The organism is Microbacterium sp. Y-01, assembly GCF_003856715.1.
GTDB classification, from domain to species: domain Bacteria; phylum Actinomycetota; class Actinomycetes; order Actinomycetales; family Microbacteriaceae; genus Microbacterium; species Microbacterium algeriense.
In genome coordinates, this window is record NZ_CP024170.1 from 2,593,729 (window position 1) to 2,620,690 (window position 26,962).

The following is a 26,962-nucleotide window of genomic DNA, read 5'->3' on the forward strand; positions in this document are numbered from 1 at the left end:
ACTGAGTCGGTCGGCGGCTGCAGCGCGGCCTCACCGGGTGAGCAGCGCGACGACCTCGAAGTGGTGCGAGTGCGGGAACAGATCGAAGCCGCGGAGGCGGTCGACGTTCCATCCGAGCGTGCGGAAGGTGCCGAGATCGCGGGCGAGCGCGACCGGGTCGCAGGCGACGTAGGCGATGGCGTCGGGGGTGAGCGCGTGCACCCCCTCGACGACCTGCCGCCCGGCTCCGGCGCGGGGCGGGTCGAGCACGACGGCCCCCGTCCGCGCTCCCCCTGTCCGGGTGGCGAGGAAGCGGTCGACGCGCGCCGTCACCGCGGTCACCTCCAGCGGGGCGAGATTGGCCGCCGCGTGCTGGGTGGCCCGCGCACTGGACTCGACCGTCACGATGTCGGTCCCGCCGAGGTCGGCGAGCGTGGCGGCGAAGAGGCCGACCCCGCCGTACAGGTCGTAGTGGGTCTTGGCGTCGTCGACGTGGCCGTCGAGGATCCCGTACACCGCGGCGTCGAGCACGGACGCCGCGCGCGGGTGGACCTGCCAGAACCCGGTGGCATCGACCTCGAAACGACGGTCGTTGACGGTCTCGTGGATCACCTCGGGCGTCGGCTTGCGCCGGAACCCGCGCGCCACCTTCGCCGGACGCTCGGTCTCCTCGCGGCGGATCACCCGCACCCGGCCGTCGGCGGGCTCGACGAGTTCGATGCGTCCTGGCGCCTCGCCCTGGAGTGCGAGCGCCGCTTCGGCGATGGCGGGGCGGGCCAGCGGATACGAGCTCACCGGGACGACGCGGTGGCTGCGGGCGGCGAACGGACCGACCGTGCCCTCGTCGTCCACGTGCAGTGTGACGCGCGTGCGCCAGCCGAGGCCGTCGCCGGACTCGACCGGTTCGATCTCGGGGGCGACCAGCCCGGTCCCGGCGAAGCGGTCGAGAGCCTCCGAGAGCACGCGGCGCTTGAGGACGCGCTGGTGATCGAGGTCGATGTGGCCGAGGTCGGCGCCGCCGGGGCGATCGGCCGGGTCCCGGGTGACGTCCGCCTCCGCCCAGATGTGCGGACGGCGATGCTCCGAGGCCTCCAGCACCTCGACGGTCTCGGCCCGCCAGAAGCTGCGCGTGGCGGCATCCGTCCCCTCCTGCGGAGGGATCACGCGGGCGCGGACGCGTTCCCCGGGGATCGTGTCGGAGACGAACACCACGCGTCCTTCGTGACGGGCGACGAAGGTGCCCCCGTGGGCGATGCCGGTGATGTCGAGCTCGAGCACGTCGGCTGGGGAGGAAGTCATCCTTCGAGGATACGGTGGTGCACATGCGCGTCTGCCTCGCCTCCACTTCGCCCGCCCGTCTCATGCTGCTTCGCCAGGCGGGGATCGAGCCCCTCACGGTGTCACCGGACGTCGACGAGGACGCCGTCGCCGCGGCCGCCGAGCAGGAGCGCGGAGCCGCGCTGGCGCCGGCCGAGCTGGTGCTGCTGCTCGCGCGGGCGAAAGCGGCCGCCGTGGCGGGGGCGCTGGCCGAAGAGGGTGTGTTCGACGGTCTCGTGATCGGCGGCGACTCGATGTTCGAGCTCGGCGGGCGCGTCTACGGCAAGCCCTACACCGCGGAGGAGGCGACCAGACGCTGGCGCGAGATGCGCGGCGCGACCGGGATCCTGCACTCCGGGCACTCCGTGTTCCGGGTCTCCCCCGGCGCGTCACCCGTGGAGGCCACCGCCGTCGCCGAGGCCGCCGTGACGTTCGCCGCCGACATCGAGGATGCCGAGATCGCCGCGTACGTCGCATCCGGCGAGCCGCTCCACGTCGCGGGCGCCTTCACGGTCGACAGCCTGGGCGGGGCCTTCATCACCCGGGTCGACGGTGACCCGTCCACGGTCGTGGGCATGTCGCTGTCGACCGTGCGCCGCCTCGCCGGAGAGCTCGGCGTCCGGTGGACGGACCTGTGGTCGTAGACTCCCCTCCACGTTTCTGCGTCTTTCTTGTGGGGAGTCGTCAAAAGGATCGCGAGGCTTCTCGCTAGGCTGGCAATCATGCCTGCTATCGCCAAGGTGCTCATCGCCAACCGCGGCGAGATCGCCGTCCGCATCATCCGCGCCGCCCGAGACTCCGGGATCGCCTCGGTCGCGGTCTACGCCGACCAGGACCGGGATGCCCTGCACACGCGTCTCGCCGACGAGGCGTACGCGCTCGGCGGTTCGACCAGCGCCGAGACATACCTCCAGATCGAGAAGATCCTCTCGATCGCCCGCCGCGCCGGCGCCGACGCCGTGCACCCCGGCTACGGGTTCCTCGCTGAGAACGCCGAGTTCGCCCGCGCCATCATCGATGCGGGGATGACCTGGATCGGCCCATCGCCGGAGGCCATCGAGGCTCTCGGCGACAAGGTCACCGCGCGCCACGTCGCCGAGAAGGTCGGCGCTCCCCTCGCCCCCGGCACGCCCGGTCCCGTCTCCGGCGCCGACGAGGTGGTCGCCTTCGCGAAGGAATACGGTCTGCCGATCGCGATCAAGGCGGCGTACGGCGGCGGCGGGCGCGGCCTCAAGGTCGCCCGTGAGCTCGACGAGGTCGCGGAGCTGTTCGAGTCCGCCACCCGCGAGGCCGTCGCCGCGTTCGGGCGCGGCGAGTGCTTCGTCGAGAAGTACCTCGACAAGCCGCGCCACGTCGAGACCCAGTGCCTGGCCGATGCGGAGGGCAACGTCGTCGTCATCTCGACGCGCGACTGCTCGCTGCAGCGCCGCCACCAGAAGCTCGTCGAAGAGGCCCCTGCTCCGTTCCTCACGGAAGACCAGACCGCCCAGCTGTACTCCGCGTCGAAGGCCATCCTCAAGGAGGTCGGCTACGTCGGTGCCGGCACATGCGAGTTCCTGATCGGCGCGGACGGCACGGTGTCGTTCCTTGAGGTGAACACCCGCCTGCAGGTCGAGCACCCGGTCTCCGAGGAGGTCACCGGCATCGACCTGGTCCGCGAGCAGTTCCGCATCGCCGCCGGCGGCACGATCGACTACGACGACCCGAAGCCGCAGGGGCACTCGTTCGAGTTCCGCATCAACGGTGAGGACCCCGGACGCGGCTTCCTCCCCCAGCCCGGGCCCATCCACGTGTTCAAGACCTTCGGAGGCCCAGGCATCCGCCTCGACTCCGGCGTCACGGCAGGAGACGCGGTCTCCGGCGCCTTCGACTCGCTGCTGGCGAAGATCATCGTCACCGGCAAGGACAGGGCGGAGGCCCTCGAGCGCTCCCGTCGCGCGCTGGACGAGTTCGAGGTCGCGGGACTCCCCACCGTCATCCCGTTCCACCGCAAGGTCGTCCGCGACCCCGCCTTCACCGCCGAGGACGGCGAGTTCGGCGTCTTCACCCGCTGGATCGAGACGGAGTTCGTCAACGACATCCCGGCGTGGGACGGCGAGCTGGAGACGCAGGCCCCGGCCGAAGCGCGGCACACCGTCGTCGTCGAGGTCTCCGGCAAGCGGCTCGAGGTCAGCCTTCCCGATCGCGTCGCCGTGGCTCCAGGCACGGCCGGCCGCCCGGTCGCGGTTCCGCCGTCGCGCCGCAGCCACGCCACCACCGCGAACGCGGGAGCATCCGGCGACGCGGTCACCTCGCCGATGCAGGCGACCGTCGTCAAGATCGCCGTCGAGGACGGGCAGCAGGTCGTCAAGGGCGACCTCGTCGTGGTGCTCGAGGCCATGAAGATGGAGCAGCCGCTGCAGGCGCACAAGGACGGCGTCGTGAGCAACATCAACGCCGACGCGGGCGCCACGGTCTCCGCCGGGCACCAGCTGCTCACGATCAGCTGACACGCGAGACCCCGCTTTCACGCCGAGACCCCGGGCTGCAGACGTCTGCAGCCCGGGGTCTCGGCGATTGCGCGGGGTCTCGGATCAGGAGATGTTCACGAGGTGCATCGCGCGGCTCGCGTCGGTGATGCTGCTCGAGAGCGAGGGGTACGCGGCGAAGACCCGAGAGACCTGATCGACCGTGAGCCGTCGCTCGACGGCGACCGCGATCGGGTAGATCAGCTCCGAGGCCTTCGGAGCGACGATCACACCGCCGATCACCGTGCCGGAGCCCTTCCGTGCGATGAGCTTGACGAAGCCGTCCTTGATGCCCATCATCTTCGCGCGCGGATTCGCCGCGAGCGGGAGCTTGTAGACCATGCCGTCCGCGACGCCGTCCTCGACGTCCTTCACGCCGTAGCCGACCGTCGCGATCTCCGGTGCGGTGAAGATGTTCGAGGTGATCTTGATCAGCTCGAGCGGGATCACGATGTCGCCGAGCGCGTGGAACACCGCGGTGCGCCCCTGCATCGACGCGACGGACGCCAAGGGGAAGAAGTTCGTGCAGTCGCCGACGGCGTACACGTTGGGTACGGAGGTGCGCGCGACCTTGTTCACCCGCACGTGACCCGAGTCGTCGAGCTCGACCCCGGCCTCCTCGAGGCCGATGCCCGCGGTGTTCGGGATGGACCCGACCGCCATGAGGCAGTGGCTGCCGTCGACCGTGCGGCCGTCGGAGAGGGTCACGGTCACGCCGTCCTTCGTGACCTCGACCTTGTCGGCGCGCGACTTGGAGAGCACCTGCATGCCCCCGCGCTTGAACACCTTCTCCAGCACGCTCGCCGCGTCCTTGTCCTCGCCGGGGAGGACCTGATCCCGGCTGGAGACGAGCGTGACCTTCGCTCCGAGGTTCATGTAGGCGGAGGCGAACTCCGCGCCCGTGACTCCGGATCCGACCACGATCAGGTGCTCCGGAAGCGACTTCATGTCGTACAGCTGCGTCCAGGTGAGGATGCGCTTGCCGTCGGGCTTGGCCGAGTCGAGCTCGCGGGGAGACGCGCCGACGGCCACCACGATCGTGTCGGCCTCGACGCGGTCGAAGTCGGTGCCGCGCTCGCCCGTGGAGACGACGATGGCGTTCGGGCCCTCGAGCCGGCCGTGACCGGAGAGGATGCGCACTCCGGCGTCGAGGAGCGTGGCGCGCATGTCCTCGGACTGCTGTCCGGCGAGGGCGATGAGGCGCTTGTTCACCGCCGCGAGGTTGATGGCGATCTCGGGCTTGAGCGGCTTGCCGTTCTCGCCCTTCGCGTAGAAGTTCACCCCGAGGTCGCTGGCCTCGGAGATGGCGACGGCCGCATCGGCGGTGGCGATCAGGCTCTTCGAGGGCACGACGTCGGTGAGCACGGCGGATCCGCCGACGCCCACCCGCTCGACCAGGGTGACCTCGGCCCCGAGCTGGGCTGCCGCGAGGGCCGCCTCGTAACCGCCGGGACCGCCGCCGAGGACGGCGACGCGCTGAGTGCGCTCGAAAGTGGTGGAAGACATGCTCTCCATTCTTCCGCAATCCTGGCACCGGAGCCTGCCACTTCCTAGAGTGGATCCATGCCTGAAACCCACAGCAACCCCCTCGACGACCCCTCTGCGAACCCGTTCGAGGTCGCCGCCGAAGCCGCGGCCGACATCGCGCGTCTGACCGGCGTCGAGAAGCACGACATCGCCCTCACCCTCGGCAGCGGCTGGGGCAAGGCCGCCGACATCATCGGCGAGACCGTCGCGACGGTCCCCGCGACCGAGGTCACCGGGTTCTCCAAGCCGGCGCTCGAGGGCCACGTCGGCACGCTGCGCAGCATCCGGACGCCCGGTGGGAAGAACGTCCTCGTCATCGGGGCCCGCACGCACTACTACGAAGACCACGGCGTCCGCCGGGTCGTGCACAGCGTCCGCACCGCCGCAGCCACGGGCGCGAAGATCATGGTGCTCACGAACGGCGCCGGCGGCATCCGCGAGACCTGGAAGCCGGGCCAGCCCGTGCTGATCAGCGACCACATCAACCTCACCGCGGACTCCCCGCTCGAGGGCGCGACCTTCATCGACCTGACCGACCTGTACGCGAAGCGCCTGCGCGACATCGCACGCAGCATCGACCCAAGCCTCGACGAGGGCGTCTACACGCAGTTCCGCGGACCGCACTACGAGACGCCGGCCGAGGTGCAGATGGCCAAGCACATCGGCGGCCACATCGTCGGCATGTCCACCGCGCTCGAGGCCATCGCCGCGCGCGAGGCCGGCATGGAGATCCTCGGGTTCTCGCTCATCACGAACCTGGCGGCCGGCATCCAGCAGACCCCGCTCAGCCACGCCGAGGTCATCGAGGCCGGACGCGAGGCCGAGCCGGTGATCTCCGCCCTGCTGGCCAGGGTGGTCGAGGCCCTGTGAGCGAGGAGCGGCTCGCCCAGGCGCGCGCCTGGCTGCGACAGGACCCCGACCCCGCGACGCGCGATGAGCTGGCGGGTCTGATCACCCGTGCGGCCGCAGCGGACGAGGCGGCCGTCGCCGAGCTCGACGACCGGTTCCGCACCCGCCTGGCGTTCGGCACCGCAGGACTCCGCGGAGAGCTCGGCGCCGGGAGCAACCGGATGAACCGGGTCCTCGTCGCCCAGGCCGCGGCCGGATTCGCGGCCTACCTGCGCGAGAAGGCGAACGGCGGCACGCCGACGGTCGTGATCGGCTACGACGGTCGCCGCAACTCCCGAGTGTTCGCGACCGACTCCGCCGAGCTGTTCGCCGGCGCCGGCCTGCGCGCGATCCTGCTGCCCCGGCTGCTGCCCACGCCGGTCCTCGCGTTCGCCGTGCGCCACCTCGGCGCGGATGCGGGCGTCATGGTCACCGCCTCGCACAACCCGCCGAACGACAACGGCTACAAGGTGTACCTCGGCGGCGCCGACCAGGGCTCGCAGATCGTGGCCCCGGCGGACGCCGAGATCGCCGCGCACATCCAGCGGGTCGCCGACGCCGGTCCCGTCACGGCACTGCCGCGCGCGACGGACTACGAGACCGCGGGCGAGGACGTGGTCGAGGCCTACATCGCCGCGACCGCCGCCGTCGCCCCGGCCCCCGCCGGCACCACGGGCATGCGCTGGGTGTACACCGCGATGCACGGTGTCGGGTGGGAGACGCTCTCCCGCATCGTCAAGGACGCCGGGTACCCGCAGCCGTTCGTGGTCGACGAGCAGCTCACCCCGGACGCCACCTTCCGCACCGTCTCGTTCCCCAACCCGGAGGAGCCGGGGGCGATGGACCTCGCGTTCGCCAGGGCCCGTCGCGTCAAGGCCGACTTCATCCTGGCGAACGACCCGGACGCGGACCGCCTCGCCGTCGCCGTCCCCGACGAGGAGTCGCCGCAGGGCTGGCGCCGCCTGACCGGCAACGAGGTCGGCCTGCTCCTCGGCGCCAGAGCAGCGAAGGCGGCGGCCGGCACTCCCGGTGCGTCGCTCGCCTGCTCGCTCGTCTCCTCCCCCGGGCTCGGCGCCGTCGCGGCGCACCACGGTCTCGACTTCCACGAGACGCTCACCGGATTCAAGTGGATCTCGCGCGCCCCCGGCATCGTCTTCGGATTCGAGGAGGCGCTCGGCTACCTGGTCAACCCCGAGACGGTCCGCGACAAGGACGGCGTGTCCGCAGCCGTCGCGATCCTGGGACTCGCGGCGGAGGCCCGTGACCGCGGGGCGACGCTCACGGACCTGCTGGACGAGCTCGGCGAGACGTACGGGCACTTCGCCAGCGGTCAGGTGTCGGTGCGTGTGGACGACCTCTCGATCATCGGCGACGTCATGCTCGCGCTGCGCTCGCTGCCCCCGACGCAGATCGCTGGGCGGTCCATCGCGTCGGCGGAGGACCTGCTGCAGGCACCGCAGGGGCAGCCGTCCGGAGACGTCCTGCGCTACCGGCTCACGGACGGCTCCCGCGTGATCGTGCGTCCGAGCGGCACCGAGCCGAAGCTGAAGGTCTACATCGACGCCCGAGCGGAGTCCGCGCAGGGAGCGCGCGATGCCGTGGCCGAGCTCGAGGCCGGCGTCCGGACCCTGCTCGACGAGCGCTCCTGACCATGCCGACCCGCCGCGTCATCGTCAGCGCGCACAACGGTGTGCATGCCCGCCCGGTGGCCGAGCTCGTGCGCCTCGCCCAGTCCCATGGCGCGCCGGTGACGCTGCGCACCTCCGACGACACGACCGTCGACCTCCGCAGCGTGCTGGCGGTGATGGATCTCGGGATCGAGTCCGGCGATGCGGTGGTCCTCGAGACCGCCGCATCGGACACCTCGGAGGCCCTCCTCGATGAGCTCGTCGAGGTGCTCGCGCCGAAGGAGTGACGCCGCGGCTCAGCCGTCGATCACGGCCACGAGCTCGTCGAGGAACGCCTCGAAGCTCGTACCACGGCGGACGATGCGCTGCACGCTCTCGCGCTCGCTGAACACCTCGACGAGCTGCTCTAACACGGTCTGGAAGGCCGCGCGATCCCCCTCGCTGAAGGCGGCGAGCGCGACGACCTGCACGCGCCCTCCGCCCCACGCGGCCGAGCCGTCGGCGACGCCGATCGCGATCGCCGTGCGTGCGGCCGTCATCTGCAGCGCATGCGGCACCGCGAGCGCATCCGTGAACGCCGTGGACGACATCCGCTCCCGGACGATCGTGTTCTCGATGTAGTCCTCGCCGATCAGGCCCGCCTGCACGAGAAGCCCGCCGAGGCGGCGGATGATGGCCTCCTCCCCCTCGTCGGGCAGCGGGAAGACGTAGGCGTCGGCGTGGAAGTAGCGGGCGAGCTCTCCGCGCAGCCGGGTGAGCCGTCGTCCTCGACGCACGCGGGCAGCGGCCTGCTGGATGCGGTCGACGTCGGCATCGGTCAGGAACGGCTGGATGCGCACGAAACGGTCTCCCGATGAGCCGGGCTCGATCGTGCTGAGCACGAGGTCGGTGTCGAAAGACGTCCAGTCCGGGTCGACGTTCGTGACCACGCTCGTCACCTCGATCGCGGATCCGAGGGAGCGGTCGACGCTGGATCGCAGGAGCTCGTGCAGTTCGTAGTATCCCGGGCAGACGATCGTCGCGGTGAGGATCGACTCCGCCTTCCGGCTGCGTTCCAGGCGTCCGCCTACGTGCATCGCGATGTAGGCGATCTCGTCGTCGTGGATCGGCGTCCCCACCCGGTCGTGCAGTCCGCTCGCGATCGACACCGCGACCTCGAAGATCATCGGATAGCTCGTCTTGAGGGAGCGCGTCAGCGGATTGCGCGTCAGGGCGCTCTCCTCCGCCCGGCGCAGCAGATTCTGCACGTGCAGGGCGAGACGGAGCACGAACGTCTCGTCGACGAGGTCCACCTGGAAGTCCTCGGCGGCCCGGGCGATCTCGGCGCGGACCGCCGCCTCGACCTGCGGGTCCACCCCGCTGCGGGCGACCTCCCTGGTGGTCGCCTCCCCCGGCGCGACGATCCGGGTGAGCACGAGCGAGGCGAGGTGGCCGCTGTCGCCCTCGCCGAGCACGACGGAGAAGTGCTGCGCGGCGAGTCGGGCGATCACCGCTCCGACTCTCGGGATCTCCTCCCTCGTACCGGCCGGCGAGGACTCGAGCGTGTGGCCGGCGGCGACGCGCTCGGCGGCGATCGCGATGTGCAGGAGCACGTCGGCGATGGCGAGCTCGTTCACGTAGTAGCCGAGCTCCCCGAGTTCGCGGACGAGCTCCGATTTGAAGGGGCCGACGGCGGCGGCGGGCACGGCAGCACCCGTCAGCGCCCTGCGGAAGGTCTCGGGGTGGAAGGACGCGTCGTCCATCTCGTCGTGGGCGAGCCGGCTGAGCAGGCGCCGCTGCGCCGCCTCGTTGCCGCGCAGGCGCACGTTCTCCCTGTCGCGCTCGAGCACCAGATCGGTGCCGTCCAGAAGCCCGCGCACGCGCACGAGGTCCGCCTCGAGCGTCGCCTCGCTGACGTGCAGCTCCTCGGCCGTGTCGAACACGTCGATGCCCGCGCTCTCATCCAGGAGGAGCCGCACGAGGGCGTGCAGCCGATCCCGAGGCGCCGAATCCCCGGAGGGGCGCATCCGCAGCACGCCGCGGGCTGCCGACCCCGCGCGGTAGCCGGCCGGCCCGGATTCGACCACCGCCGCTCCGGGCGCGCGGGCGTTCAGCGCGGCGACGTACGAGCGGATGCTGCGCGGAGTGACTCCGAGCAGATCGGCGAGGCTTCCGGCCGTCGCCCATCCCTCCTGGCGCAGCAGCGCGGCGAGGAGCTGGTCCTGGCGCTGGCGCGACATGATCCCTCCGACTTCCCGCGTGCTGACCGCACTGTCTCGACGTGCTCTCCATGATGTCAGGTCGTCCGATCGTGCGGGCCGGAAGCGCCGTTCCGGAGGGGCGGAAAGGAACGTGTTGGCGGACGACCCGTCATCGTTCCCAGACTGTTCTCAGGAAAGGCGGCATCGATGAGGATCCTCGTGGTGTGCGGCGCAGGGGCGTCGAGCACGTTCGTCGCGCAACGACTCCGGTCCGCCGCGGCGGCCGCCGGTCTCGACTGGGATGCCGCGGCCGGCATGGAGAGCAGCGCCGTCGGGTCGGATCACGACCTGATCCTGATCGGCCCCCATCTGAGCGACCGCCGCGATGCCATCAGCGACAGCACCCGCGCCGCCGTCGCCGTGCTGCCGGACGACGTCTTCGCCGACAGGGACGGCTCGCGCACGCTCGCCCTGGCCCGTTCGATCCTCGCCGACGCCGCCGACACCCCGAAAGGAACACCATGACCGCCACCCGCACCGTCCGGATCGGCTCCTCCCACGGCCTGCACGCCCGCCCCGCCAAGCTCTTCGCACAGGCGGCGAAGGATTCGGGCGTCGCCGTCACGATCGCCAAGGACTCCGGCAAGCCCGTCAACGCGGCCAGCATCCTCGGCGTCATCGCCCTCGCCATCGAGCACGGTGACTACGTCACCCTGACCGCGGAGGGCGAGGGCGCGGAGGGCGTGCTCGACACGCTGACCGAGCTGCTCACCACCGACCACGATCAGGACTCCGCCTGATGAGCGAGCTGCGCGGGGTGGGCATCGGTCTGGGCGTGGCCCAGGGGCCGGTCGTCCGCATGGCCGAGGCGATGCCCGCTCCGGAGAACACCCCGAGCACCGCGGGAGCCGATGCCGAGCGCGCTCGGGTGCGCGAGGCCGTCTCGACCGTCGCCCGCGAGCTGAACGAACGCGGCGAGGCAGCGGGCGGTGCGGCGCAGGAGGTGCTCGAGGCACAGGCGATGATCGCCGAGGATCCGACGCTCCAGGACGAGGTGGACGCCAGGATCGACGCGGGCGCCACGGCGGAATGGGCCGTCCACGACGCCTTCGCGGGGTTCCGCGCCACCCTCGAGGCGGTGGGCGGCTATCTGGGCGAGCGGGCCGCCGATCTCGACGACATCGCCCAGCGGGTGCTCGCGCACCTTCGCGGCGTCGAGGCACCCGGCGTCCCCGACCCCGGTCATCCCTTCGTGCTGGTCGCCCGCGACCTCGCGCCGGCGGACACCGCACTCCTCGACCTCGACCAGGTCCTCGCCCTCATCACGACGGACGGCGGACCGACCTCGCACACCGCGATCCTGGCCAGGGAGAAGGGCATCGTCGCGATCGTCGGCGTCGGCGACGCGACAGCACTCGCCACCGGCGACACCGTGATCGTGGATGCGGCCGGCGGCGTGGTCACGAGCGAGCCGTCCGCCGACGAGCTCGCCCGAGCCGCGGAACGCGCGGCGGCCCGACTCTCGGCGGACGCGGCCCCGCTCACACCCGGTGCACTCGCCGATGGAACACCGATCGCGCTGCTCGCCAACCTCGGCAAGCCGGCGGACGCCGCCGACGCGGTCGCCAGGGGCGCCGAGGGCGTCGGGCTGTTCCGCACCGAGTTCCTGTTCCTCTCCTCCGCGCAGGCTCCCACCATCGCCCAGCAGCGCGAGTCCTACCGCGAGCTGCTGTCGGCGTTCCCCGGCAAGAAGGTCGTCGTCCGGATGCTGGATGCCGGGGCCGACAAGCCGCTGGCGTTCCTCAACGACGCCCACGAGGAGAACCCCGCGCTCGGACTGCGCGGGCTGCGGGCGCTGCGGGCGAGCGAGGACATCCTGCGCGAGCAGCTCACGGCGCTCGCCGAGGCGGACGCGCAGACCGAGGCCGACCTGTGGGTGATGGCTCCCATGGTCGCGACCGTCGAGGAGACCGTGTACTTCACCGGGCTCGCCCGCGAATACGGACTGCGCACCGCCGGAGTCATGGTGGAGATCCCGGCGAGCGCGCTGCTCGCCGACCGCGTGCTCGCACACGCCGACTTCGCCTCGATCGGCACCAACGACCTCACGCAGTACACGCTGGCGGCCGACCGCATGCTCGGCTCCGTTGCCGGGTTCCAGGACCCCTGGCATCCCGCCGTCCTCCGCCTCGTGCGCGAGGTCGGAGACGCGGGTGCGCGTCTGGGCAAGCCGGTCGGCATCTGCGGCGAGGCCGCGGCCGATCCACTGCTCGCCGTGGTCCTGGTCGGGCTCGGCGCCACGAGCCTCTCCATGGCCCCGTCGGCACTGGCCGATGTCAGACAGACCCTGTCCGCACACACCCTGGACGATGCCCGACGTCTCGCCGAGGTCGCCCTCGCCGCAGACGGCGCGGCATCCGCCCGAACCGCCGCGGCGTCTCTCGCCGCGGAACTCCCCCACCACCAGAAAGAGACGACATCATGACGACGACGTCACCTGCCGCCACCAGGCCCGGCGGCCTCCGCGTAGGCGTGCAGCGCTTCGGCACCTTCCTCTCGGGCATGATCATGCCCAACATCGCGGCCTTCATCGCCTGGGGCTTCATCACGATGCTCTTCATCCCGGCCGGGTTCTTCGGCGCGGACAGCCCGTTCGGCTGGCACTGGGCCGGCGTCGCCGAGATCATCGGCGGTGGCGGCGACTCCGCCGTGATCGGCTGGCAGGGCGCCATGACCGCCGTGGCCGAGGGCGCAGACGGGAACATCCTCGCCTACGTCGGCCTCGTCGGCCCGATGGTGACGTACCTGCTGCCGCTGCTCATCGCCAACACCGCCGGCCGCATGGTCTACGGGGAGCGCGGTGGCGTGGTCGCCACGATCGCCACCGTCGGCGTCATCGTCGGCACCAACATCCCGATGTTCCTGGGCGCGATGATCATGGGCCCGATCGCCGCATGGATCACCAAGCAGATGGACCGCCTGTGGGACGGGAAGATCCGGCCCGGCTTCGAGATGCTGGTCAACAACTTCTCCGCCGGCATCCTCGGCATGATCCTCGCCATCGTGGGCTTCTTCGCCTTCGGTCCGGTCATGCTCGGCATCAGCGCGGCGCTCGGAGCGGCCGTCGACTGGCTCGTCTCGCTCAACCTGCTGCCGCTCGTGTCGATCATCGTCGAACCGGCGAAGGTCCTGTTCCTGAACAACGCCATCAACCACGGCGTGTTCACCCCGCTCGGCATCGAGCAGGCCGCTGAGACCGGCAAGTCGATCCTGTTCCTCATCGAGGCGAACCCCGGGCCGGGCCTCGGACTGCTGCTCGCCTTCACGTTCTTCGGCGTGGGCGCGGCGAAGGCCTCGGCCCCCGGTGCGGCCATCATCCAGTTCTTCGGCGGCATCCACGAGATCTACTTCCCGTACGCGCTGAGCAAGCCGACCACGATCCTCGCGCTCATCGCGGGTGGAGCGGCCGGCGTCACCACGAACATGGTCCTCGGCGGCGGTCTGGCCTTCCCGGCCGCCCCCGGCAGCATCATCGCGGTGACCGCAGCGGCCGTCGGGCCCGGCGTCGCCAACCTGCTGGTCGTGTACCTCTCCGTGATCATCGCCGCGACCGTCACGTTCCTCATCACCGGCGTGATCCTGCGCGCCTCCCGCAAGCGCGACCTGGCTGCCGAGGGCGACGCGTTCGGCGCCGCGATCGCGCAGACCGAGGCGAACAAGGGCAAGTCGTCCGCCGCGATGGACGCCCTCCGCACCTCGACCGGCGCCTCGGCCTCCGAGGCCGCCGCCGCTCCGACCACGACGACGATCGCGGCAGCGCCGATCGAGACCATCGTGTTCGCGTGCGACGCCGGGATGGGATCCTCCGCCATGGGCGCCAGCGTGCTGCGCAACAAGCTCAAGAAGGCGGGCATCGAGGACATCACCGTCACCAACCAGGCGATCGCGAACCTCGACGGGAGCGCGGACGTCGTCATCACCCAGCAGCAGCTCACCGAGCGCGCCACCGCCAAGTCGCCGAACTCGGTGCACGTGTCGGTCGACAACTTCATGAACTCCCCGAAGTACGAGGAGGTCGTGGAGATGGTGCGCGCACAGCGAAAGGACACAGAATGAGCGTTCTCACCCCGGACCGGGTCAGGATCCACGCGGGCACGGCCACGCGCGACGAGGCGCTGCAGGAGGCGACGGACATCCTCGTCGCCGCGGGCGCCGTGACCCCGGCGTACGTCGATGCCATGCGGCAGCGCGAGGAGACGGTGTCCACCTACATGGGCAACGGTCTCGCCATCCCCCACGGCACCAACGACGCGAAGGACGCGATCCTCGCCTCCGCGCTCTCCGTGGTCCGCTACGACGGAGGCGTCGACTGGGCAGGCGAGCCGGCGAACTTCGTGATCGGGATCGCCGGCGTCGGCGACGAGCACCTGGAGATCCTGTCGCGCATCGCCCTGCTGTTCTCCGAGGAGGACGACGTCGCCCGGCTCGCGGCCGCGCAGACCCCCGAGGAGCTGTACGCGCTGCTGTCGGAGGTGAACGAGGGATGAAGGCGGTCCACTTCGGGGCGGGCAACATCGGGCGGGGCTTCGTCGGTCTGCTGCTGCACGAGGGCGGGTACGACGTCGTCTTCTCCGACGTCGCGGATGCCCTCGTCGACGCGATCAACGCCGCCGACGAGTACACCGTGCACGAGGCCGGCCCCGGAGGGACCGATCATGTCGTCACCGGGTTCCGTGCGGTCAACAGCCGCACGGACCCGGCGACCGCGGCGGAGGAGGTCGCGAGCGCTGACGTCGTGACCACGGCCGTCGGCCCGACCGTGCTGCGGTTCGTGGCGCCGACCATCGTCGCCGGACTCGCCCTGCGCTCCCCGGAGGCCGCTCCCCTGCAGGTCATGGCGTGCGAGAACGCGATCGGGGCGACGGACCTGCTGCGTCGGGAGATCGCCGCAGCCGCCGGGGACGATGCCGAGATCCTGCTCACCCGCGCGGTGTTCGCGAACACCGCCGTCGACCGGATCGTCCCGGCGCAGCCGGCCGGTGGCGGCGTCGACGTGACCGTCGAGCCGTACTTCGAATGGGCGATCGAGGCCGGACCGTTCGGCGGCGCCCTTCCGAGCATCCCCGGGGCGCACTTCGTGGACGACCTCGCCCCGTACATCGAGCGCAAGCTCTTCACCGTGAACACCGGTCATGCCGCCACCGCCTACTTCGGAGCGCGCGCCGGGATCGAGCGCATCGCCGACGCGCTGGCCGATCCCGCCATCGCGGCGAACGTCGCCGCCGCGCTCGAGGAGACCTCCGCCGTGCTGGTCGCGGAGCATGGTCTGGATCCGGCGGAGCTCGCGGCCTACCGCGCCACGATCCTCGATCGGTTCCGCAATCCCGCGCTCATCGACACGGTGCAGCGTGTCGGGCGTCAGCCGCTGCGCAAGATCTCGCGGCACGAGCGGTTCGTCGGGCCCGCAGCGATGGCAGCGGAACGCGGTCTGTCCGCCGAGGCACTGGTCGCCGCCGTGTCGGCGGCCCTCGAGTTCGACGACCCGGCCGACGAGCAGTCGGTCGAACTGCAGCGGCTGCTGCGCACAGAGGACGCCGCAGCTTTCACGGCGCAGGTGACGGAGCTCGACCCCGAGCATCCGCTGTTCCCCGTGATCCGCGACGCGGTCGCCGCGCGCCAGGACCAGCTCACGGCTGACTGACACCGCCGCCCTTCGACGCCCCCGCCACCCGATACGATCGGGAGGCGGGGGCGTTTTCGAGCACAGCGACGTGCGGGGAGCAGGATGAGCAGATATGCCGTGATCGGCGCGGGGCCATCGGGGCTCGCCGCCGCACGCGCCCTGCAGAAGCGCGGGATCGCCGTCGACGGCTATGAGGCGTCGCACGGCGTCGGCGGCCTCTGGGACATCACCAACCCGCGCAGCACGATGTACGAGTCCGCGCACCTGATCTCCTCGCGCACGACCACCGAGTTCGCCGAGTTCCCGATGCGCACGCGGGTCGACTACCCCGGCCATCGCGCGCTGAAGCACTACTTCCAGGACTACGCCGAGCACTTCGGCCTGACAGCGCTGTTCCGGTTCGACACCGCGGTGGTGCGGCTCGAACCGCGCGACGACGGCTGGGATCTCACCAGCGTCGGTCCCGGGGGCGAGGAGGTCCGCTGGTACGCCGGTGTCGTCCTGGCGAACGGGACGCTCGCGAAGCCGAACACGCCCGTGTTCCACGGCGAGTTCTCCGGCGAGCTGCTGCACACGAGCGGCTACACGTCTCCCGAGCAGCTCCGCGGACGACGCGTCCTGCTGATCGGCGCGGGGAACTCGGGGTGCGATATCGCCGTGGATGCCGTGCACCACGCCGCGTCCGTCGACATGAGCGTGCGCCGGGGTTACCACTTCGTGCCGCGCTACCTCTTCGGCAGGCCGAGCGACACGCTCAACCAGGGTCGTCCGCTGCCGCCGCGGCTCAAGCAGGCCGTCGACAGCCGCGTGCTGCGCGCGTTCACGGGCGACCCGGTGCGCTTCGGGTTCCCGAAGCCCGACCACCGCATCTACGAGTCGCACCCGATCGTGAACACCCTCGTCCTGCACCACCTCGGACAGGGCGATCTGCGCATCCGCCCCGACGTCGAGCGCTTCGACGGCGCCGCCGTGCGGTTCCGCGACGGCAGTGCCGACGACTACGACCTCGTGCTCCTCGCCACCGGCTACACGCTCGACTACCCGTTCGTCGCCCGGGAGCATCTGCACTGGCGCGGCGCAGCCCCGCGGCTGTTCCTGAACATCTTCCCTGCGTCGTTCAACGGGCTGTTCGTGATGGGCATGATCGAGGCCTCCGGCATCGGCTGGCAGGGCCGCTACGAGCAGGCGGAGCTCCTCGCGGGATACCTCGACGCCGTCGAGCAGGACCCGCCGCGCGCCGCACGCTTCCGGGACCGGGTGACCGGCAGCCCTTGGCCGGACGTCACGGGCGGGTACCACTACCTCGGTCTGGATCGGATGGCGTATTACGTGAACAAGGACGCCTACCGGAGCGCGGTGCGGCGGGAGCAGAAGGAGCTGCGGTAGCGTTCTCCCGTGCAGAAGAAGCGTGGCCGGCGGGTCCTGAGACGCGTCCTGTGGAGCCTCGCCGTCGTGCTGGTCCTCGTCGTCGTCGGCACTCTCGCCTGGACCCAGATCGGAGTCATGTCCGCTGAGCCCGAGCCGCTGGAGACCGTGCGCGAGAACACCGCCCTCACCGTCACCGATGCCGAGGAGGGCATCGTGCTCGCGCCCGCCGACGGCGGATCGGAGGTCGGCCTCGTCTTCATCCCCGGCGCGAAGGTCGATCCGTGGGCCTACGCGGCCATCCTGCAGGGGTTCGCGGAAGACGGCGTGACGGTCGTCATCACGCGCCCCTGGCTGAACCTCGCCTTCTTCGATCCGCGCGGGCTGGATGCGTTCACCTCCGCGGCCCCCGAGGTCGACGTCTGGGCCGTCGGCGGGCATTCGCTGGGAGGCGTGCGCGCCTGCCAGCTCGCGCCGGAGGCGGACGCGCTCGTCCTGTTCGCCAGCTACTGCGCGAACGACCTGTCGGACAGCCGACTCCCTGTCCTCAGCCTCGCCGGGAGCGAGGACGGCCTCTCGACCCCCGAGAAGATCGCCGACGCCAGAGACCTCCTGCCCTCCGACGCCGAGCTGGTGGAGATCGCCGGGGCCTCGCACGCCTCCTTCGGCGACTACGGCCCGCAGTCCGGCGACGGCACCCCCACGATCTCGACGACGGAGATGCACGCGGAGGTCACCCGTCTGGGCGACTCGTTCTTCGCGTCGATCCTCCCCTGAGAACGGCTCGTCCCCGTCGGTCACTCCTCCGGGAGATGGAGGATCGGGTCCAGAAGCGGATGCAGGTGCCGCGAACGCAGCACGGTCGCGGCCGCGCGGGCCCCGGCCTCGAGCGCCGCCGCGACCGGTGCACCGTCGAGACGGGCGTCGAGCACACCCGCGAGGAACGCATCACCGGCCCCGTTGGTGTCGGCGACCTCCACCGGCAGTGCGCGGACCCGATGCTCGATGCCGTGCTCGTCGACGGCCACAGCGCCGTCCGCACCCCGTGTGCACACGGCCAGGTGCGCCCCGGCGGCGATCCGGGCATGGAGGAAGGCGACCGGGTCCTCGAGCCGGTCCGCGTTGCAGAACACCGCGTGGGCAGCCGCCAGGAACGGACGGTGGAACTCCGCCACCCCGTCGTAGTCGTGCACATCGACCCAGATCGGCGTGCCGCTCTCGCGAGCCAGGGGCAGCAGCCGCCGGGGTTCGGCGGCGAGGTCGAGCACGACCGCGTCCGCCGCGGAGAGCTGCTCGCGCACCCAGGCGTCCTCCTCCCCCGACGTCTCCTCCGGCGCGGCCAGGTAGAGCGACACGCGCTCCCCGTCGCGGGTCATGAGGTTCAGATGCCGTTCGGTGACGCCCGCGCCCCAGCGCACGGCCACACCGGCGCCGTCGAGCGCCTCCCGCACGCGCGTCCCCGCGGCGTCGTCCCCCGCGAGCGCGTACAGCTGCGTCGGGCGTCCCAAACCCGTCAGGCTCAGCGCCTTGCCCGCGCTGGTCCCGCCCACGGTCTCCCACGTCGCCTCGGCGAACTGCATGTGCGGCACCGGCTCGGGAAGGCGGTCGAGCACGACGATCGTGTTCCATGCGGCGGGGCCGGCGATGAAGACGGACGAGGACATGCTCCCCATCCTGCCGTGCCGCCGGGGGTCAGCCGATGCGCGACACCAGGGCGTCCAAGCCCATCCCGTAGTCGATGCGGACGACGGGCAGCGCGTACCGGTCCGTCCCGATCTGCACGAAGCCGGGCTCGATCGTCCGCCCGAGCTCGTAGCCGGCCTGCGCGACGCCCTGCTTCGTGGTGTCGTCGTAGTGCCCGAACGGATAGGCCACCACCTCCCGGACGCCGAGGACATCCCCGGACCTGACGAGATCGGCGGCGATCTGGTCGGCGGTCCAGTTGACCATCCGTCCTCTGCCGTTCTCCCCGGCCTGGTGCATGTCGTGGGTGTGCGAGCGGCGCTGGACGTAGACCGACGGCGCCGGATCCTGCCGATAGGCGGTGATCATGAAGGAGGTGCTGAGCAGCCGGTACTTGTCGACGACCGGGACCGCGAGGTCGAACCAGGACTGATCGGCGTCGTCATCGGTGATGATCACGCTGCGGGCGGGGAGCGAGAGCCGCCCGTCGATGAAGGCGCTGAGCTCGTCCCAGGTCGGCAGATAGAAGCCGGTCGTCGCGATGTGGTCCATGTGCGCATCGAAGTCGCCGATGTAGGCGTAGTTGCCGCGCAGCCACCCCTTCTCGCCGTCGGGATCCGCGGTGAACTGGTGGTACATCAGGATGGGGACGCGTACGTCCTCGGCCGCGTTCTCCTGTGGTGTCTTCCATGCTGCGAACAGGTCGACCTGCTGCTGCGCACACACGACCGGATCGGCGCCGTTCACCCGAGCCTCGACCGCGAAGGCGGCGGCGTCGTCGGCGCTGGCGTACCAGCCGGCGAACACCCGACCGTCGAGCTGCGGGATCGGCAGCCCCTGGTACAGGCCTTCCTGGAACTGGAGCACCGGCTCGGCAGGAGCGCCCTCGCCGTGGAAGGTCACCGCGCAGGCGCGAGGATCATCCGCGTCGGCCACGAGCTGCTGCGCCGGCGTCAGCGGATGTGGGAGCGGCGTGGTCTGCGCCTTCGCGACCGTGTCCTCCGGCGTGCGGTTCGCCCATGCGAAGGCGGCGACGCCTCCCCCGACGACCACGAGGCCGACGACGGTGCCGATGACGGCTGCGGTGCGTGTGCGCCGCCTCTTCCCCCCGGAAGCCACGATCAGGCGTCGAATCCCTCAGCGATCATCTCGACCAGCTCCTCGCGCTCTTCGACGGGGAGGAAGGCGGCGGCCGCGGCATTGAACTGGAAGGTCTCGAGATCGTCCAGGTCGTACTCGAAGGCCTCGACCAGCAGCGCCAGCTCGCGCGTCAGCGACGTCGCGCTCATGGTGCGGTTGTCGACGTTCACGGTGACCGCGAAGCCCAGCTGGTACAGCAGGTCGAAGGGGTGGTCGACCATGGTGTTGCCCCACGCGGCGATGGCGCCGGTCTGCAGGTTCGACGACGGCGAGAGCTCCAGCGGGATCTCCCGGTCGCGCACCCAGCGCGCGAGATCGCCGAACTGCACCTGCACCTCATCGCCCTCCTGCGTGATGACCTGGAGGTCCTCGGCGATGCGCACGCCGTGGCCGAGACGCAGAGCACGACCGTCGAGGAGTGCGGAGCGGATCGAGGCGGGCCCCGCCGCCTCTCCCGCGTGCACGGTGACGGGGAAGAAGTTCTCGGCGAGGTAGTCGAAGGCGGCGCGGTGGTTCGAGGGCGGGAAGCCGTCCTCGGGACCGGCGATGTCGAAGCCGACGGCACCGCGTCCGCGGAAGTCGACGGCGAGCTCGGCGATCTCCAGCGCGCGGTCGGTGTGCCGCATCGCCGTGATCAGCTGGCCGACGCGGATGCTGCGACCGTCGCGGTCGGCGGCGTCCTCGCCCTCCTCGATGCCCTGCTGCACGGCCTCCACCGTCTGCTCCAGCGTGAGGCCGCGGGCCAGGTGCTGCTCCGGCGCCCAGCGCACCTCACCGTAGATCACGCCGTCGGCGGCCAGATCCTGCACGAACTCGCGCGCGACCCGCGTGAGCCCCTCCTTCGTCTGCATCACGGCGGTGGTCAGATCGAAGGTCTTCAGGTACTCGACCAGCGAACCGGAGTCGCTCTGCTTCGCGAACCACCGCCCGAGCGCGCGCGGGTCGGATTCCGGGATGTCGAGGCCGATCACATCCGCGAGCTCGATGATCGTGGCGGGCCGCAGCGCGCCGTCGAGGTGGTCGTGCAGCGACACCTTGGGCAGGCTCCGGAGAGAGACCCCCTGCAGCGTGACGTCGCCGTTCGCATCGATCGACATGGTGATCCTCTCGGTCGCGGATGTGCTCAGTTCAGGCTAGCGGTCGCGGCTCACGCCGTGATGCGCTCGCGCACGATCGGCTGCCGCTGGATCTGCGCCGCATCGCCGATCTCCCACGAGCCCTCGAGCGCGTCGAGCGCACGCGGGAAACGCGCCTCGTCCGCGGCCGACAGCGTGAACAGCGGCTGACCGGCGACCACGCGGTCGCCCGGCTTGGCGTGCAGATCGATGCCCGCCTCGAAGACCACCGGGTCCTCGGCGCGCGCCCGACCGGCGCCGAGGCGCCAGGCGGCGATACCGAACGGCAGCGCATCCGTCCTCGTCACGACGCCGTCCGCCGGGGCGAGCACCTGGTGCGTTTCCCGCGCGGTCGGCAGCGGGGCGTCGGGGTCGCCGTCCTGCGCGCGGATCATGGCCTTCCAGGTGTCCATCGCCCGACCGTCGTCGAGGGCGGCCTCGACGTCGGCGTCGGGCTGACCGGCCAGCGCGAGCATCTCGCGGGCGAGGGCGAGCGTCAGCTCCCGCACATCCGCGGGACCTCCGCCGGCGAGGATCTCCACGGACTCGCGCACCTCGTTGGCGTTGCCGATCGCGAGGCCGAGCGGCACGTTCATGTCGGTCAGCAGCGCGGTGGTCGCGACGCCGGAGTCGGTGCCGAGGGCGACCATCGTGCGGGCCAGCTCGCGTGCGCGGTCGATGTCCTGCATGAAGGCGCCGGAGCCGAACTTGACGTCGAGCACGAGCGCGTCGGTGCCCTCGGCGATCTTCTTCGACATGATGCTGGAGGCGATCAGCGGGATCGCCTCCACGGTTCCCGTGACGTCACGCAGCGCGTAGAGCTTCTTGTCTGCGGGGGCCAGCCCGGAACCGGCGGCGCAGATGACCGCGCCGACGTCGCTCTGCATCTGCGAGAACATCTCCTCGTTGCTGAGCGCCGCGCGCCAGCCGGGGATCGACTCGAGCTTGTCGAGCGTGCCGCCCGTGTGGCCGAGGCCGCGCCCGCTCAGCTGCGGGACGGCCACGCCAAAGGAGGCGACCAGCGGCGCGAGCGGCAGCGTGATCTTGTCGCCGACACCACCGGTGGAGTGCTTGTCGACGGTCTTCTTGCCGAGGCTCGCGAAGCTCATGCGCTCCCCCGAGGCGATCATCGCGTCGGTCAGCACTCGGATCTCGTCGCGCTCCATGCCCCGCTGGAAGATCGCCATGGCGAACGAGGCCATCTGCGCGTCGGAGACGTAGCCGCGCGTGTAGGCGTCGACCATCCACCGCAGCGCCGGCTCCGGCACCGCCCCGCCGTCCCGCTTGGCGCGGATCACGTCGATCGCGTCGAACTGCTCCACGGTCATCGTCCTTCTCCCTCCGGCCCCTGGGCCTGTCGAAGGGCGCGCGGCCCGAACGCGTCGGGCAGCACCTCGTCGATCGTGCGGATGCCGGACACCGTCTCCAGCAGCATCTCCGGCATCGCGTGCTCGGAGAGCAGCTGCCGACAGCGGCCGCACGGCATGATCGTCTCGCCGTCGTTGTTGACGCAGACGAACGCCACGAGCTTGCCGCCTCCCGACATGTGCAGATCGCCGACCAGGGCGCACTCGGCGCAGAGCGTCACGCCGTAGGAGGCGTTCTCGACATTGCACCCCGCGACGATCCTGCCGTCGGTGACGAGCGCCGCCGCGCCCACGCGGTAGCGCGAGTACGGCGCGTACGCCTTGGTCATGGCATCCGTGGCGACCTGGCGCAGCTCGTCCCAGTCGATGTCCGTCATTGCGGTGCTTCTCTCTTCCTGCCTGTCCTAGGACTTGATGTAGGGCTTGCCGTCGGCGGCCGGTGCTTTGATCTGACCCGCGAAGCCGGCGACCGCGAGCAGCGTCACCACGTACGGGAGCATCAGCATGAACTCGCCGGGGATCGGCGTCTTCAGGATCGACAGCAGGTTCTGCAGGTTCGTGGCGAAGCCGAACAGCAGGGCCGCGAGGGTCGCCCTGATCGGGTCCCAGCGTCCGAAGATGACGGCTGCGAGGGCGATGAAGCCGAGTCCGGCCGTCATGTCCTTGCCGAACTGCGGGACCGAGACGAGGGTGAAGTACGCGCCGCCGAGGCCCGCGATCGCACCGGCGAGGAGCACGTTCCAGAACCGGGTCGGGTTGACCTTGATGCCGACCGTGTCCGCCGCCTGCGGGTGCTCTCCGACCGCGCGCAGGCGCAGACCCCAGCGGGTGCGGTACAGACCCCACGCGACCACGGCGACCGTGATGAACATCAGATACCCGATGAAGGTCTGGTTGAACAGCACGGGGCCGATGATCGGGATGTCGCTCAGGACGGGGATCTCGACGCGCGGGAAGCGCACCGGGTTGTTCAGGGTCTCCTCGTTGGGCGCCAGCAGCGCACCGTAGAGGAAGCCGGTCAGGCCCGTGACGAGGACGTTGAGCACGACGCCGACGATGACCTGCTCGACGAGGTACTTGATCGCGAACGCCGCCAGCACGCTGGCCACCAGCACGCCGCCGATCATCGCGCCGAAGAGTCCGACGAAGGGGTTCCCGGTGATGCTGGAGAGCAGGGCGGCCGAGAACGCCCCGAGCAGCAGCTGTCCCTCGATCGCGACGTTCACGACACCGGCGCGCTCGCCGATGACGCCGCCGAGCGCTCCGAACACGAGCGGGACGGACAGCGAGACCGCGCCGAACAGCAGGCTCGTGACGGGGACGAGGCCACCGGCGGACGCCCACACGAGGAACGCGAACACGGCGAGCACGCCGTAGGCGATGACCAGCCACAGCGACGGCGTGCGGTAAGTCCAGGCCCGCAGGAACGCACCGACCGTCAGGACGACGAGGATCGCGAGCACGACCCAGAAGGTCGCGACCGTGGGGAGGGCGACGTCCGGCAGCGAGAGCGCGGACGACTGGTCGGACAGGCGGAAGCTGCTGATGCCGTCGCGCGGCACGAGCAGGAACAGCAGCGCCAGGAGCACGGTGGCTCCGGCGAGGACGATCGGCGCCTTGAGGTGGCGCTCCTTCACGGTCGCGAGCTGCACCGTGCCGTCCGCAGCCTGGGTCTGCACGAGCGACATCATGCCGTCACCGCCTTCTTCGCGGCCTTGGCTCTCGCCTTGGCGGCCTTCTCCGCATCGGTCTTCGGGAGGAAGAACACCGACCGCAGCAGCGGCGGCGCGGCGATGAACAGCACCACGAGCGACTGCACGACCAGCACGATGTCGACCGGGATGTCCTGCGCCTGCATCGAGAAGGAGCCCGCCTTGAGGGCGCCGAACAGGATGCCCGCGGCGAAAGTGCCCCAGGCGCGGCTGCGTCCGAGCAGGGCGACGGTGATCGCGTCGAAGCCGATGCCGGCGTCGATGGTCTCGGTGACACCCGTGGTGACCGCACCCTGGATCTGGTTCATCCCGGCCAGACCGGCGAGGCCTCCGGCGAACAGCATCGCGTAGACGTAGACGCGCTGCACGCTGATGCCGGCTGCTCTGGCGGCGTGCGGGTTCTCCCCGACGGCCCGCATGCGCATGCCGAGCGCCGAGCGCTCGATGAGCCACCAGACGAACAGCGTCGCCACGATCACGATCACGAAGCCGAGGTCGAGCAGCGGGAACTGCGGTCCGAGCAGCGTCGGGAACTGGGCGCTCTCCGGCGTCGCGGAGCCCAGGGCCTGGTTCGTGCCCGGCTTCTGCAGCAGGCCCGGGGTGCGGATCATCCAGAGCAGCAGGTAGTAGGCGATGTAGTTGAGCATGATCGTCAGGATCACCTCGTGCGCACCGGTGCGCGCCTTGATGAGTCCCGCGATCGCGCCCCAGAGCGCGCCACCGGCGATGCCGGCGATGAGCGTGACGGGGATGTGCAGCCAGATCGGCAGGTCGAGCGAGAACGTCAGCAGAGCGGCGACGGCCACACCGATGAGCATCTGGCCGCGCGCACCGATGTTGAACAGGCCGACGCGGAACGCCAGCGCGACGCCGAGGCCGGCCGCGATGAGCGGGGCCGCGAAGCCGAGCGTGTTCGTGAGCGGACGGATCTGCGCGGCGAAGTCGGCACCGCGGGCGTTGAAGATCGCGCCGCGGAACAGCGCCTCGTAGCCGTTGTAGACGGCGTTCCAGGCGGCGACGAACGTGTCACCGGGCTGGGCGAAGAAGTAGACCGATGCCGCCTGCACGTCTTCATTCGTCAACGCGATCAGGATGCCGCCGACGACGAGCGCGAGGACGATCGCGAGGATCGTGGTCACGGCGCTGCCGCGGAGGATCTCCTTGAGGATGACGTTGCCGCGCGGGGGCGGAGGCACATCGGCGGGGTCGCGGGGTACCGTGCCGGTGCTCGTGGCGAGCTCCTGCGGCGGAATCCCCTTGGTCACATCACCCGCGCCGGGCGTCGCTCCGCTCACGCGGCCACCTCACCTTCGGCCGCTCCGGCCATCATGAGTCCGAGCGTCTCCCGGGGCGTGTCGCCGGGGACGATGCCGACGATCGTTCCGCGATACATGACCGCGATCCGGTCGGCGAGAGCCGCGACCTCGTCGAGCTCCGTGGAGACGACGATCACGGGAACCCCCGCGTCGCGCGTCTCGATGATCCGCTTGTGGATGAACTCGATCGAGCCCACGTCCACGCCTCTGGTGGGCTGCGCGGCGACGAGCAGGCGCAGATCGCGGCTCATCTCGCGAGCGATCACGACCTTCTGCTGATTTCCGCCGGACAGCGTGCCGGCCGGAGTCTCAGGGCCCTGGGTGCGGATGTCGTACTCCGCGATGCGGGCGCGGGCGAACTCGTCCAGCGCCGCACGCCGCAGCGTGCCGGCGCGGCTGAACGCGGGGTCGTCCGAGCGGTCGAGGATCAGGTTCTCGGCGACCGAGAAGCCGGCGACCAGGCCGTCCTCCGTGCGGTCCTCCGGGACGAAGCCGACTCCGGCGTCGAGGATGGCACGCACGCTCTTGCCGACCAGCTCGGTGCCGTCGAGTCGGATGCTGCCCTCGACACGGGCGGCGAGGCCGACGATGGCCTCGACCAGTTCGGTCTGCCCGTTCCCCTGGACACCCGCGATCGCGAGCACCTCCCCCGGCCGCACGGCGAAGTCGACCCCGTCGACGACGATCGCGCCGGTGGGCGTGAGGACGCGCAGCCCCGTGACCTCGAAACCGCCGTCGCCCAGGCGCGGCGGGTCCTTGTGCACCGTCAGCTCGACGGCGCGGCCGACCATGAGCGACGCCAGTTCGCCGTTGCTCGCGGTGGGCGACGCCTCGCCGACCACGCGGCCGAGACGCACGATGGTGATCTTGTCCGCCACCTCGCGGACCTCGCGCAGCTTGTGCGTGATGAACACGATGGCCGTGCCCTCGTCGCGCAGCTGGCGCATGATGGCCATCAGCTCGTCGGTCTCCTGCGGTGTCAGCACCGCCGTCGGCTCGTCGAACACGAGCACCTTGGCATCGCGCGAGAGCGCCTTGATGATCTCGACGCGCTGCTGCACGCCCACCGGCAGGTCGCCGACCAGGGCGTCAGGGTCGATGTCGAAGCCGAACCGGGCGGCGACCGCCCGCACGTGCTCTCGCGCCTTCGCGATGTCGAGCCGGCCGAGGGCCTTGGTCTGCTCATGTCCGAGCATCACGTTCTCCGCCACGGTGAACACCGGGACGAGCATGAAGTGCTGGTGGACCATGCCGATCCCCGCAGCCATCGCGTCACCGGGACCGCGGAAGCGCTGCACCTCGTCGTCGAGGAGGATCTCTCCCTCATCGGCCTGGTAGAGGCCGTAGAGGACGTTCATGAGGGTGGATTTGCCCGCGCCGTTCTCGCCGAGCAGCGCGTGGATCTCACCGGGTTCGACCACCAGATCGATGTGGTCGTTGGCAACGAGGGTGCCGAATCGTTTGGTGATGCCGCGAAGTTCGAGCTTCATATCTGCACCTTATCCAGAAGAGTCATCGAGGAGAATCGTCGTCCGTCCACGGCACGGGGCGAGTG

Annotated in this window: 24 protein-coding genes; 13 read left to right on the plus strand and 11 right to left on the minus strand. The window is 70.8% G+C overall.

Features of this window, described 5'->3' with window-relative positions; genetic code table 11:
• Window positions 1-30 precede the first annotated feature (30 nt).
• A complete protein-coding gene (locus CSX12_RS12365) occupies window positions 31-1,278 on the minus strand; it encodes a TRAM domain-containing protein (protein WP_124895978.1) in 1,248 nt (415 codons plus the stop codon).
• Between the two features lie 23 nt (window positions 1,279-1,301).
• Here CSX12_RS12365 and CSX12_RS12370 point away from each other — a divergent pair, with 23 nt between their 5' ends.
• Both CSX12_RS12370 and CSX12_RS12375 read left to right on the plus strand, forming a co-directional pair.
• Window positions 1,302-1,940, plus strand: coding sequence for a Maf family nucleotide pyrophosphatase (locus CSX12_RS12370; RefSeq protein WP_124896899.1), 639 nt, complete (start codon window positions 1,302-1,304; stop codon window positions 1,938-1,940).
• Between the two features lie 78 nt (window positions 1,941-2,018).
• Window positions 2,019-3,785 carry a biotin carboxylase N-terminal domain-containing protein gene (locus CSX12_RS12375; RefSeq protein ID WP_124895979.1) on the plus strand — a complete coding sequence of 589 codons (1,767 nt, stop codon included), beginning with the start codon at window positions 2,019-2,021 and terminating at the stop codon, window positions 3,783-3,785.
• Window positions 3,786-3,869: 84 nt separating this feature from the next.
• On the opposite strand, the gene CSX12_RS12380 is transcribed toward CSX12_RS12375, so the two are convergent.
• Window positions 3,870-5,318: an NAD(P)H-quinone dehydrogenase gene (locus CSX12_RS12380; RefSeq protein WP_192576701.1), complete on the minus strand. Its 1,449-nt coding sequence runs from the start codon at window positions 5,316-5,318 to the stop codon at window positions 3,870-3,872.
• A 48-nt stretch (window positions 5,319-5,366) separates the two neighbouring features.
• Between CSX12_RS12380 and CSX12_RS12385 the strand changes: the two genes are divergently transcribed.
• Genes CSX12_RS12385 through CSX12_RS12395 form a run of 3 tightly spaced genes read left to right on the plus strand, consistent with a single transcriptional unit; the run spans window position 5,367 to window position 8,133 of the window.
• The gene (locus CSX12_RS12385) at window positions 5,367-6,200 is read left to right on the plus strand and encodes a purine-nucleoside phosphorylase (RefSeq protein ID WP_017202514.1); all 834 of its coding nucleotides are present in this window, start codon (window positions 5,367-5,369) and stop codon (window positions 6,198-6,200) included.
• Window positions 6,197-7,867: a phospho-sugar mutase gene (locus CSX12_RS12390; RefSeq protein WP_124895981.1), complete on the plus strand. Its 1,671-nt coding sequence runs from the start codon at window positions 6,197-6,199 to the stop codon at window positions 7,865-7,867. The genes CSX12_RS12385 and CSX12_RS12390 overlap by 4 nt, the downstream gene beginning before the upstream one ends.
• Before the next feature lie 2 nt (window positions 7,868-7,869).
• The gene (locus CSX12_RS12395; protein ID WP_026049768.1) at window positions 7,870-8,133 is read left to right on the plus strand and encodes an HPr family phosphocarrier protein; all 264 of its coding nucleotides are present in this window, start codon (window positions 7,870-7,872) and stop codon (window positions 8,131-8,133) included.
• Between the two features lie 9 nt (window positions 8,134-8,142).
• Here the strand turns inward: CSX12_RS12395 and CSX12_RS12400 are convergent, their stop codons facing one another.
• Window positions 8,143-10,065, minus strand: a complete 1,923-nt coding sequence (locus CSX12_RS12400; protein WP_124895982.1) for a PRD domain-containing protein — start codon at window positions 10,063-10,065, stop codon at window positions 8,143-8,145.
• Window positions 10,066-10,233: 168 nt separating this feature from the next.
• On the opposite strand from CSX12_RS12400, the gene CSX12_RS12405 reads away from it, so the two are divergent.
• From CSX12_RS12405 to CSX12_RS12440, 8 genes are all read left to right on the plus strand, one after another.
• Entirely contained in the window at window positions 10,234-10,551 is a 318-nt protein-coding gene (locus CSX12_RS12405) for a hypothetical protein (RefSeq protein WP_124895983.1), read from the plus strand.
• A complete protein-coding gene (locus tag CSX12_RS12410) occupies window positions 10,548-10,826 on the plus strand; it encodes an HPr family phosphocarrier protein (protein ID WP_017202517.1) in 279 nt (92 codons plus the stop codon). Before CSX12_RS12405 ends, CSX12_RS12410 begins: the two co-directional genes overlap by 4 nt.
• Window positions 10,826-12,511, plus strand: coding sequence for a phosphoenolpyruvate--protein phosphotransferase (gene ptsP, locus CSX12_RS12415; protein WP_124895984.1), 1,686 nt, complete (start codon window positions 10,826-10,828; stop codon window positions 12,509-12,511). Before CSX12_RS12410 ends, ptsP begins: the two co-directional genes overlap by 1 nt.
• A complete protein-coding gene (locus CSX12_RS12420; RefSeq protein ID WP_124895985.1) occupies window positions 12,508-14,142 on the plus strand; it encodes a PTS mannitol transporter subunit IICB in 1,635 nt (544 codons plus the stop codon). Before ptsP ends, CSX12_RS12420 begins: the two co-directional genes overlap by 4 nt.
• A complete protein-coding gene (locus CSX12_RS12425; protein WP_017202520.1) occupies window positions 14,139-14,573 on the plus strand; it encodes a PTS sugar transporter subunit IIA in 435 nt (144 codons plus the stop codon). Before CSX12_RS12420 ends, CSX12_RS12425 begins: the two co-directional genes overlap by 4 nt.
• Window positions 14,570-15,727: a mannitol-1-phosphate 5-dehydrogenase gene (locus CSX12_RS12430; RefSeq protein ID WP_124895986.1), complete on the plus strand. Its 1,158-nt coding sequence runs from the start codon at window positions 14,570-14,572 to the stop codon at window positions 15,725-15,727. Before CSX12_RS12425 ends, CSX12_RS12430 begins: the two co-directional genes overlap by 4 nt.
• Before the next feature lie 84 nt (window positions 15,728-15,811).
• Window positions 15,812-17,095, plus strand: a complete 1,284-nt coding sequence (locus CSX12_RS12435) for an NAD(P)/FAD-dependent oxidoreductase (protein ID WP_124895987.1) — start codon at window positions 15,812-15,814, stop codon at window positions 17,093-17,095.
• Between the two features lie 9 nt (window positions 17,096-17,104).
• Window positions 17,105-17,851, plus strand: a complete 747-nt coding sequence (locus CSX12_RS12440; protein ID WP_164479581.1) for an alpha/beta hydrolase — start codon at window positions 17,105-17,107, stop codon at window positions 17,849-17,851.
• Window positions 17,852-17,871: 20 nt separating this feature from the next.
• Here CSX12_RS12440 and CSX12_RS12445 read toward each other — a convergent pair whose 3' ends face one another.
• From CSX12_RS12445 to CSX12_RS12480, 8 genes are read right to left on the minus strand one after another with little or no spacing between them, the layout of a single operon-like run.
• Window positions 17,872-18,738: a PfkB family carbohydrate kinase gene (locus tag CSX12_RS12445; RefSeq protein ID WP_124895988.1), complete on the minus strand. Its 867-nt coding sequence runs from the start codon at window positions 18,736-18,738 to the stop codon at window positions 17,872-17,874.
• 28 nt (window positions 18,739-18,766) lie between these two features.
• Window positions 18,767-19,876 (minus strand): polysaccharide deacetylase family protein, encoded by a 1,110-nt coding sequence (locus tag CSX12_RS12450; RefSeq protein ID WP_124895989.1) that lies wholly within the window; start codon window positions 19,874-19,876, stop codon window positions 18,767-18,769.
• 2 nt (window positions 19,877-19,878) lie between these two features.
• The gene (locus CSX12_RS12455) at window positions 19,879-20,994 is read right to left on the minus strand and encodes an adenosine deaminase (RefSeq protein WP_124895990.1); all 1,116 of its coding nucleotides are present in this window, start codon (window positions 20,992-20,994) and stop codon (window positions 19,879-19,881) included.
• A 50-nt stretch (window positions 20,995-21,044) separates the two neighbouring features.
• Complete coding sequence (locus CSX12_RS12460) at window positions 21,045-22,340, minus strand: thymidine phosphorylase (protein ID WP_124895991.1); 1,296 nt, start codon at window positions 22,338-22,340, stop codon at window positions 21,045-21,047.
• Window positions 22,337-22,756, minus strand: a complete 420-nt coding sequence (locus CSX12_RS12465) for a cytidine deaminase (RefSeq protein ID WP_017202528.1) — start codon at window positions 22,754-22,756, stop codon at window positions 22,337-22,339. The genes CSX12_RS12460 and CSX12_RS12465 overlap by 4 nt, the downstream gene beginning before the upstream one ends.
• A 27-nt stretch (window positions 22,757-22,783) precedes the next feature.
• A complete protein-coding gene (locus CSX12_RS12470; RefSeq protein ID WP_026049771.1) occupies window positions 22,784-24,067 on the minus strand; it encodes an ABC transporter permease in 1,284 nt (427 codons plus the stop codon).
• A complete protein-coding gene (locus CSX12_RS12475; protein WP_124895992.1) occupies window positions 24,067-25,386 on the minus strand; it encodes an ABC transporter permease in 1,320 nt (439 codons plus the stop codon). The genes CSX12_RS12470 and CSX12_RS12475 overlap by 1 nt, the downstream gene beginning before the upstream one ends.
• Window positions 25,383-26,897, minus strand: a complete 1,515-nt coding sequence (locus CSX12_RS12480) for an ABC transporter ATP-binding protein (protein ID WP_124895993.1) — start codon at window positions 26,895-26,897, stop codon at window positions 25,383-25,385. The genes CSX12_RS12475 and CSX12_RS12480 overlap by 4 nt, the downstream gene beginning before the upstream one ends.
• Between the last annotated feature and the right edge of the window lie 65 nt (window positions 26,898-26,962).

What these genes read in the sequence shown, in the direction of transcription:
- CSX12_RS12365 (WP_124895978.1), bottom strand. Translation starts at nt 1,278, where the DNA reads ATGACTTCCTCCCCAGCCGACGTGCTCGAGCTCGACATCACCGGCATC.
- CSX12_RS12370 (WP_124896899.1), top strand. Translation starts at nt 1,302, where the DNA reads ATGCGCGTCTGCCTCGCCTCCACTTCGCCCGCCCGTCTCATGCTGCTT.
- CSX12_RS12375 (WP_124895979.1), top strand. Translation starts at nt 2,019, where the DNA reads ATGCCTGCTATCGCCAAGGTGCTCATCGCCAACCGCGGCGAGATCGCC.
- CSX12_RS12380 (WP_192576701.1), bottom strand. Translation starts at nt 5,318, where the DNA reads ATGGAGAGCATGTCTTCCACCACTTTCGAGCGCACTCAGCGCGTCGCC.
- CSX12_RS12385 (WP_017202514.1), top strand. Translation starts at nt 5,367, where the DNA reads ATGCCTGAAACCCACAGCAACCCCCTCGACGACCCCTCTGCGAACCCG.
- CSX12_RS12395 (WP_026049768.1), top strand. Translation starts at nt 7,870, where the DNA reads ATGCCGACCCGCCGCGTCATCGTCAGCGCGCACAACGGTGTGCATGCC.
- CSX12_RS12400 (WP_124895982.1), bottom strand. Translation starts at nt 10,065, where the DNA reads ATGTCGCGCCAGCGCCAGGACCAGCTCCTCGCCGCGCTGCTGCGCCAG.
- CSX12_RS12405 (WP_124895983.1), top strand. Translation starts at nt 10,234, where the DNA reads ATGAGGATCCTCGTGGTGTGCGGCGCAGGGGCGTCGAGCACGTTCGTC.
- CSX12_RS12410 (WP_017202517.1), top strand. Translation starts at nt 10,548, where the DNA reads ATGACCGCCACCCGCACCGTCCGGATCGGCTCCTCCCACGGCCTGCAC.
- ptsP (WP_124895984.1), top strand. Translation starts at nt 10,826, where the DNA reads ATGAGCGAGCTGCGCGGGGTGGGCATCGGTCTGGGCGTGGCCCAGGGG.
- CSX12_RS12420 (WP_124895985.1), top strand. Translation starts at nt 12,508, where the DNA reads ATGACGACGACGTCACCTGCCGCCACCAGGCCCGGCGGCCTCCGCGTA.
- CSX12_RS12425 (WP_017202520.1), top strand. Translation starts at nt 14,139, where the DNA reads ATGAGCGTTCTCACCCCGGACCGGGTCAGGATCCACGCGGGCACGGCC.
- CSX12_RS12430 (WP_124895986.1), top strand. Translation starts at nt 14,570, where the DNA reads ATGAAGGCGGTCCACTTCGGGGCGGGCAACATCGGGCGGGGCTTCGTC.
- CSX12_RS12435 (WP_124895987.1), top strand. Translation starts at nt 15,812, where the DNA reads ATGAGCAGATATGCCGTGATCGGCGCGGGGCCATCGGGGCTCGCCGCC.
- CSX12_RS12445 (WP_124895988.1), bottom strand. Translation starts at nt 18,738, where the DNA reads ATGTCCTCGTCCGTCTTCATCGCCGGCCCCGCCGCATGGAACACGATC.
- CSX12_RS12455 (WP_124895990.1), bottom strand. Translation starts at nt 20,994, where the DNA reads ATGTCGATCGATGCGAACGGCGACGTCACGCTGCAGGGGGTCTCTCTC.
- CSX12_RS12460 (WP_124895991.1), bottom strand. Translation starts at nt 22,340, where the DNA reads ATGACCGTGGAGCAGTTCGACGCGATCGACGTGATCCGCGCCAAGCGG.
- CSX12_RS12465 (WP_017202528.1), bottom strand. Translation starts at nt 22,756, where the DNA reads ATGACGGACATCGACTGGGACGAGCTGCGCCAGGTCGCCACGGATGCC.
- CSX12_RS12470 (WP_026049771.1), bottom strand. Translation starts at nt 24,067, where the DNA reads ATGTCGCTCGTGCAGACCCAGGCTGCGGACGGCACGGTGCAGCTCGCG.
- CSX12_RS12480 (WP_124895993.1), bottom strand. Translation starts at nt 26,897, where the DNA reads ATGAAGCTCGAACTTCGCGGCATCACCAAACGATTCGGCACCCTCGTT.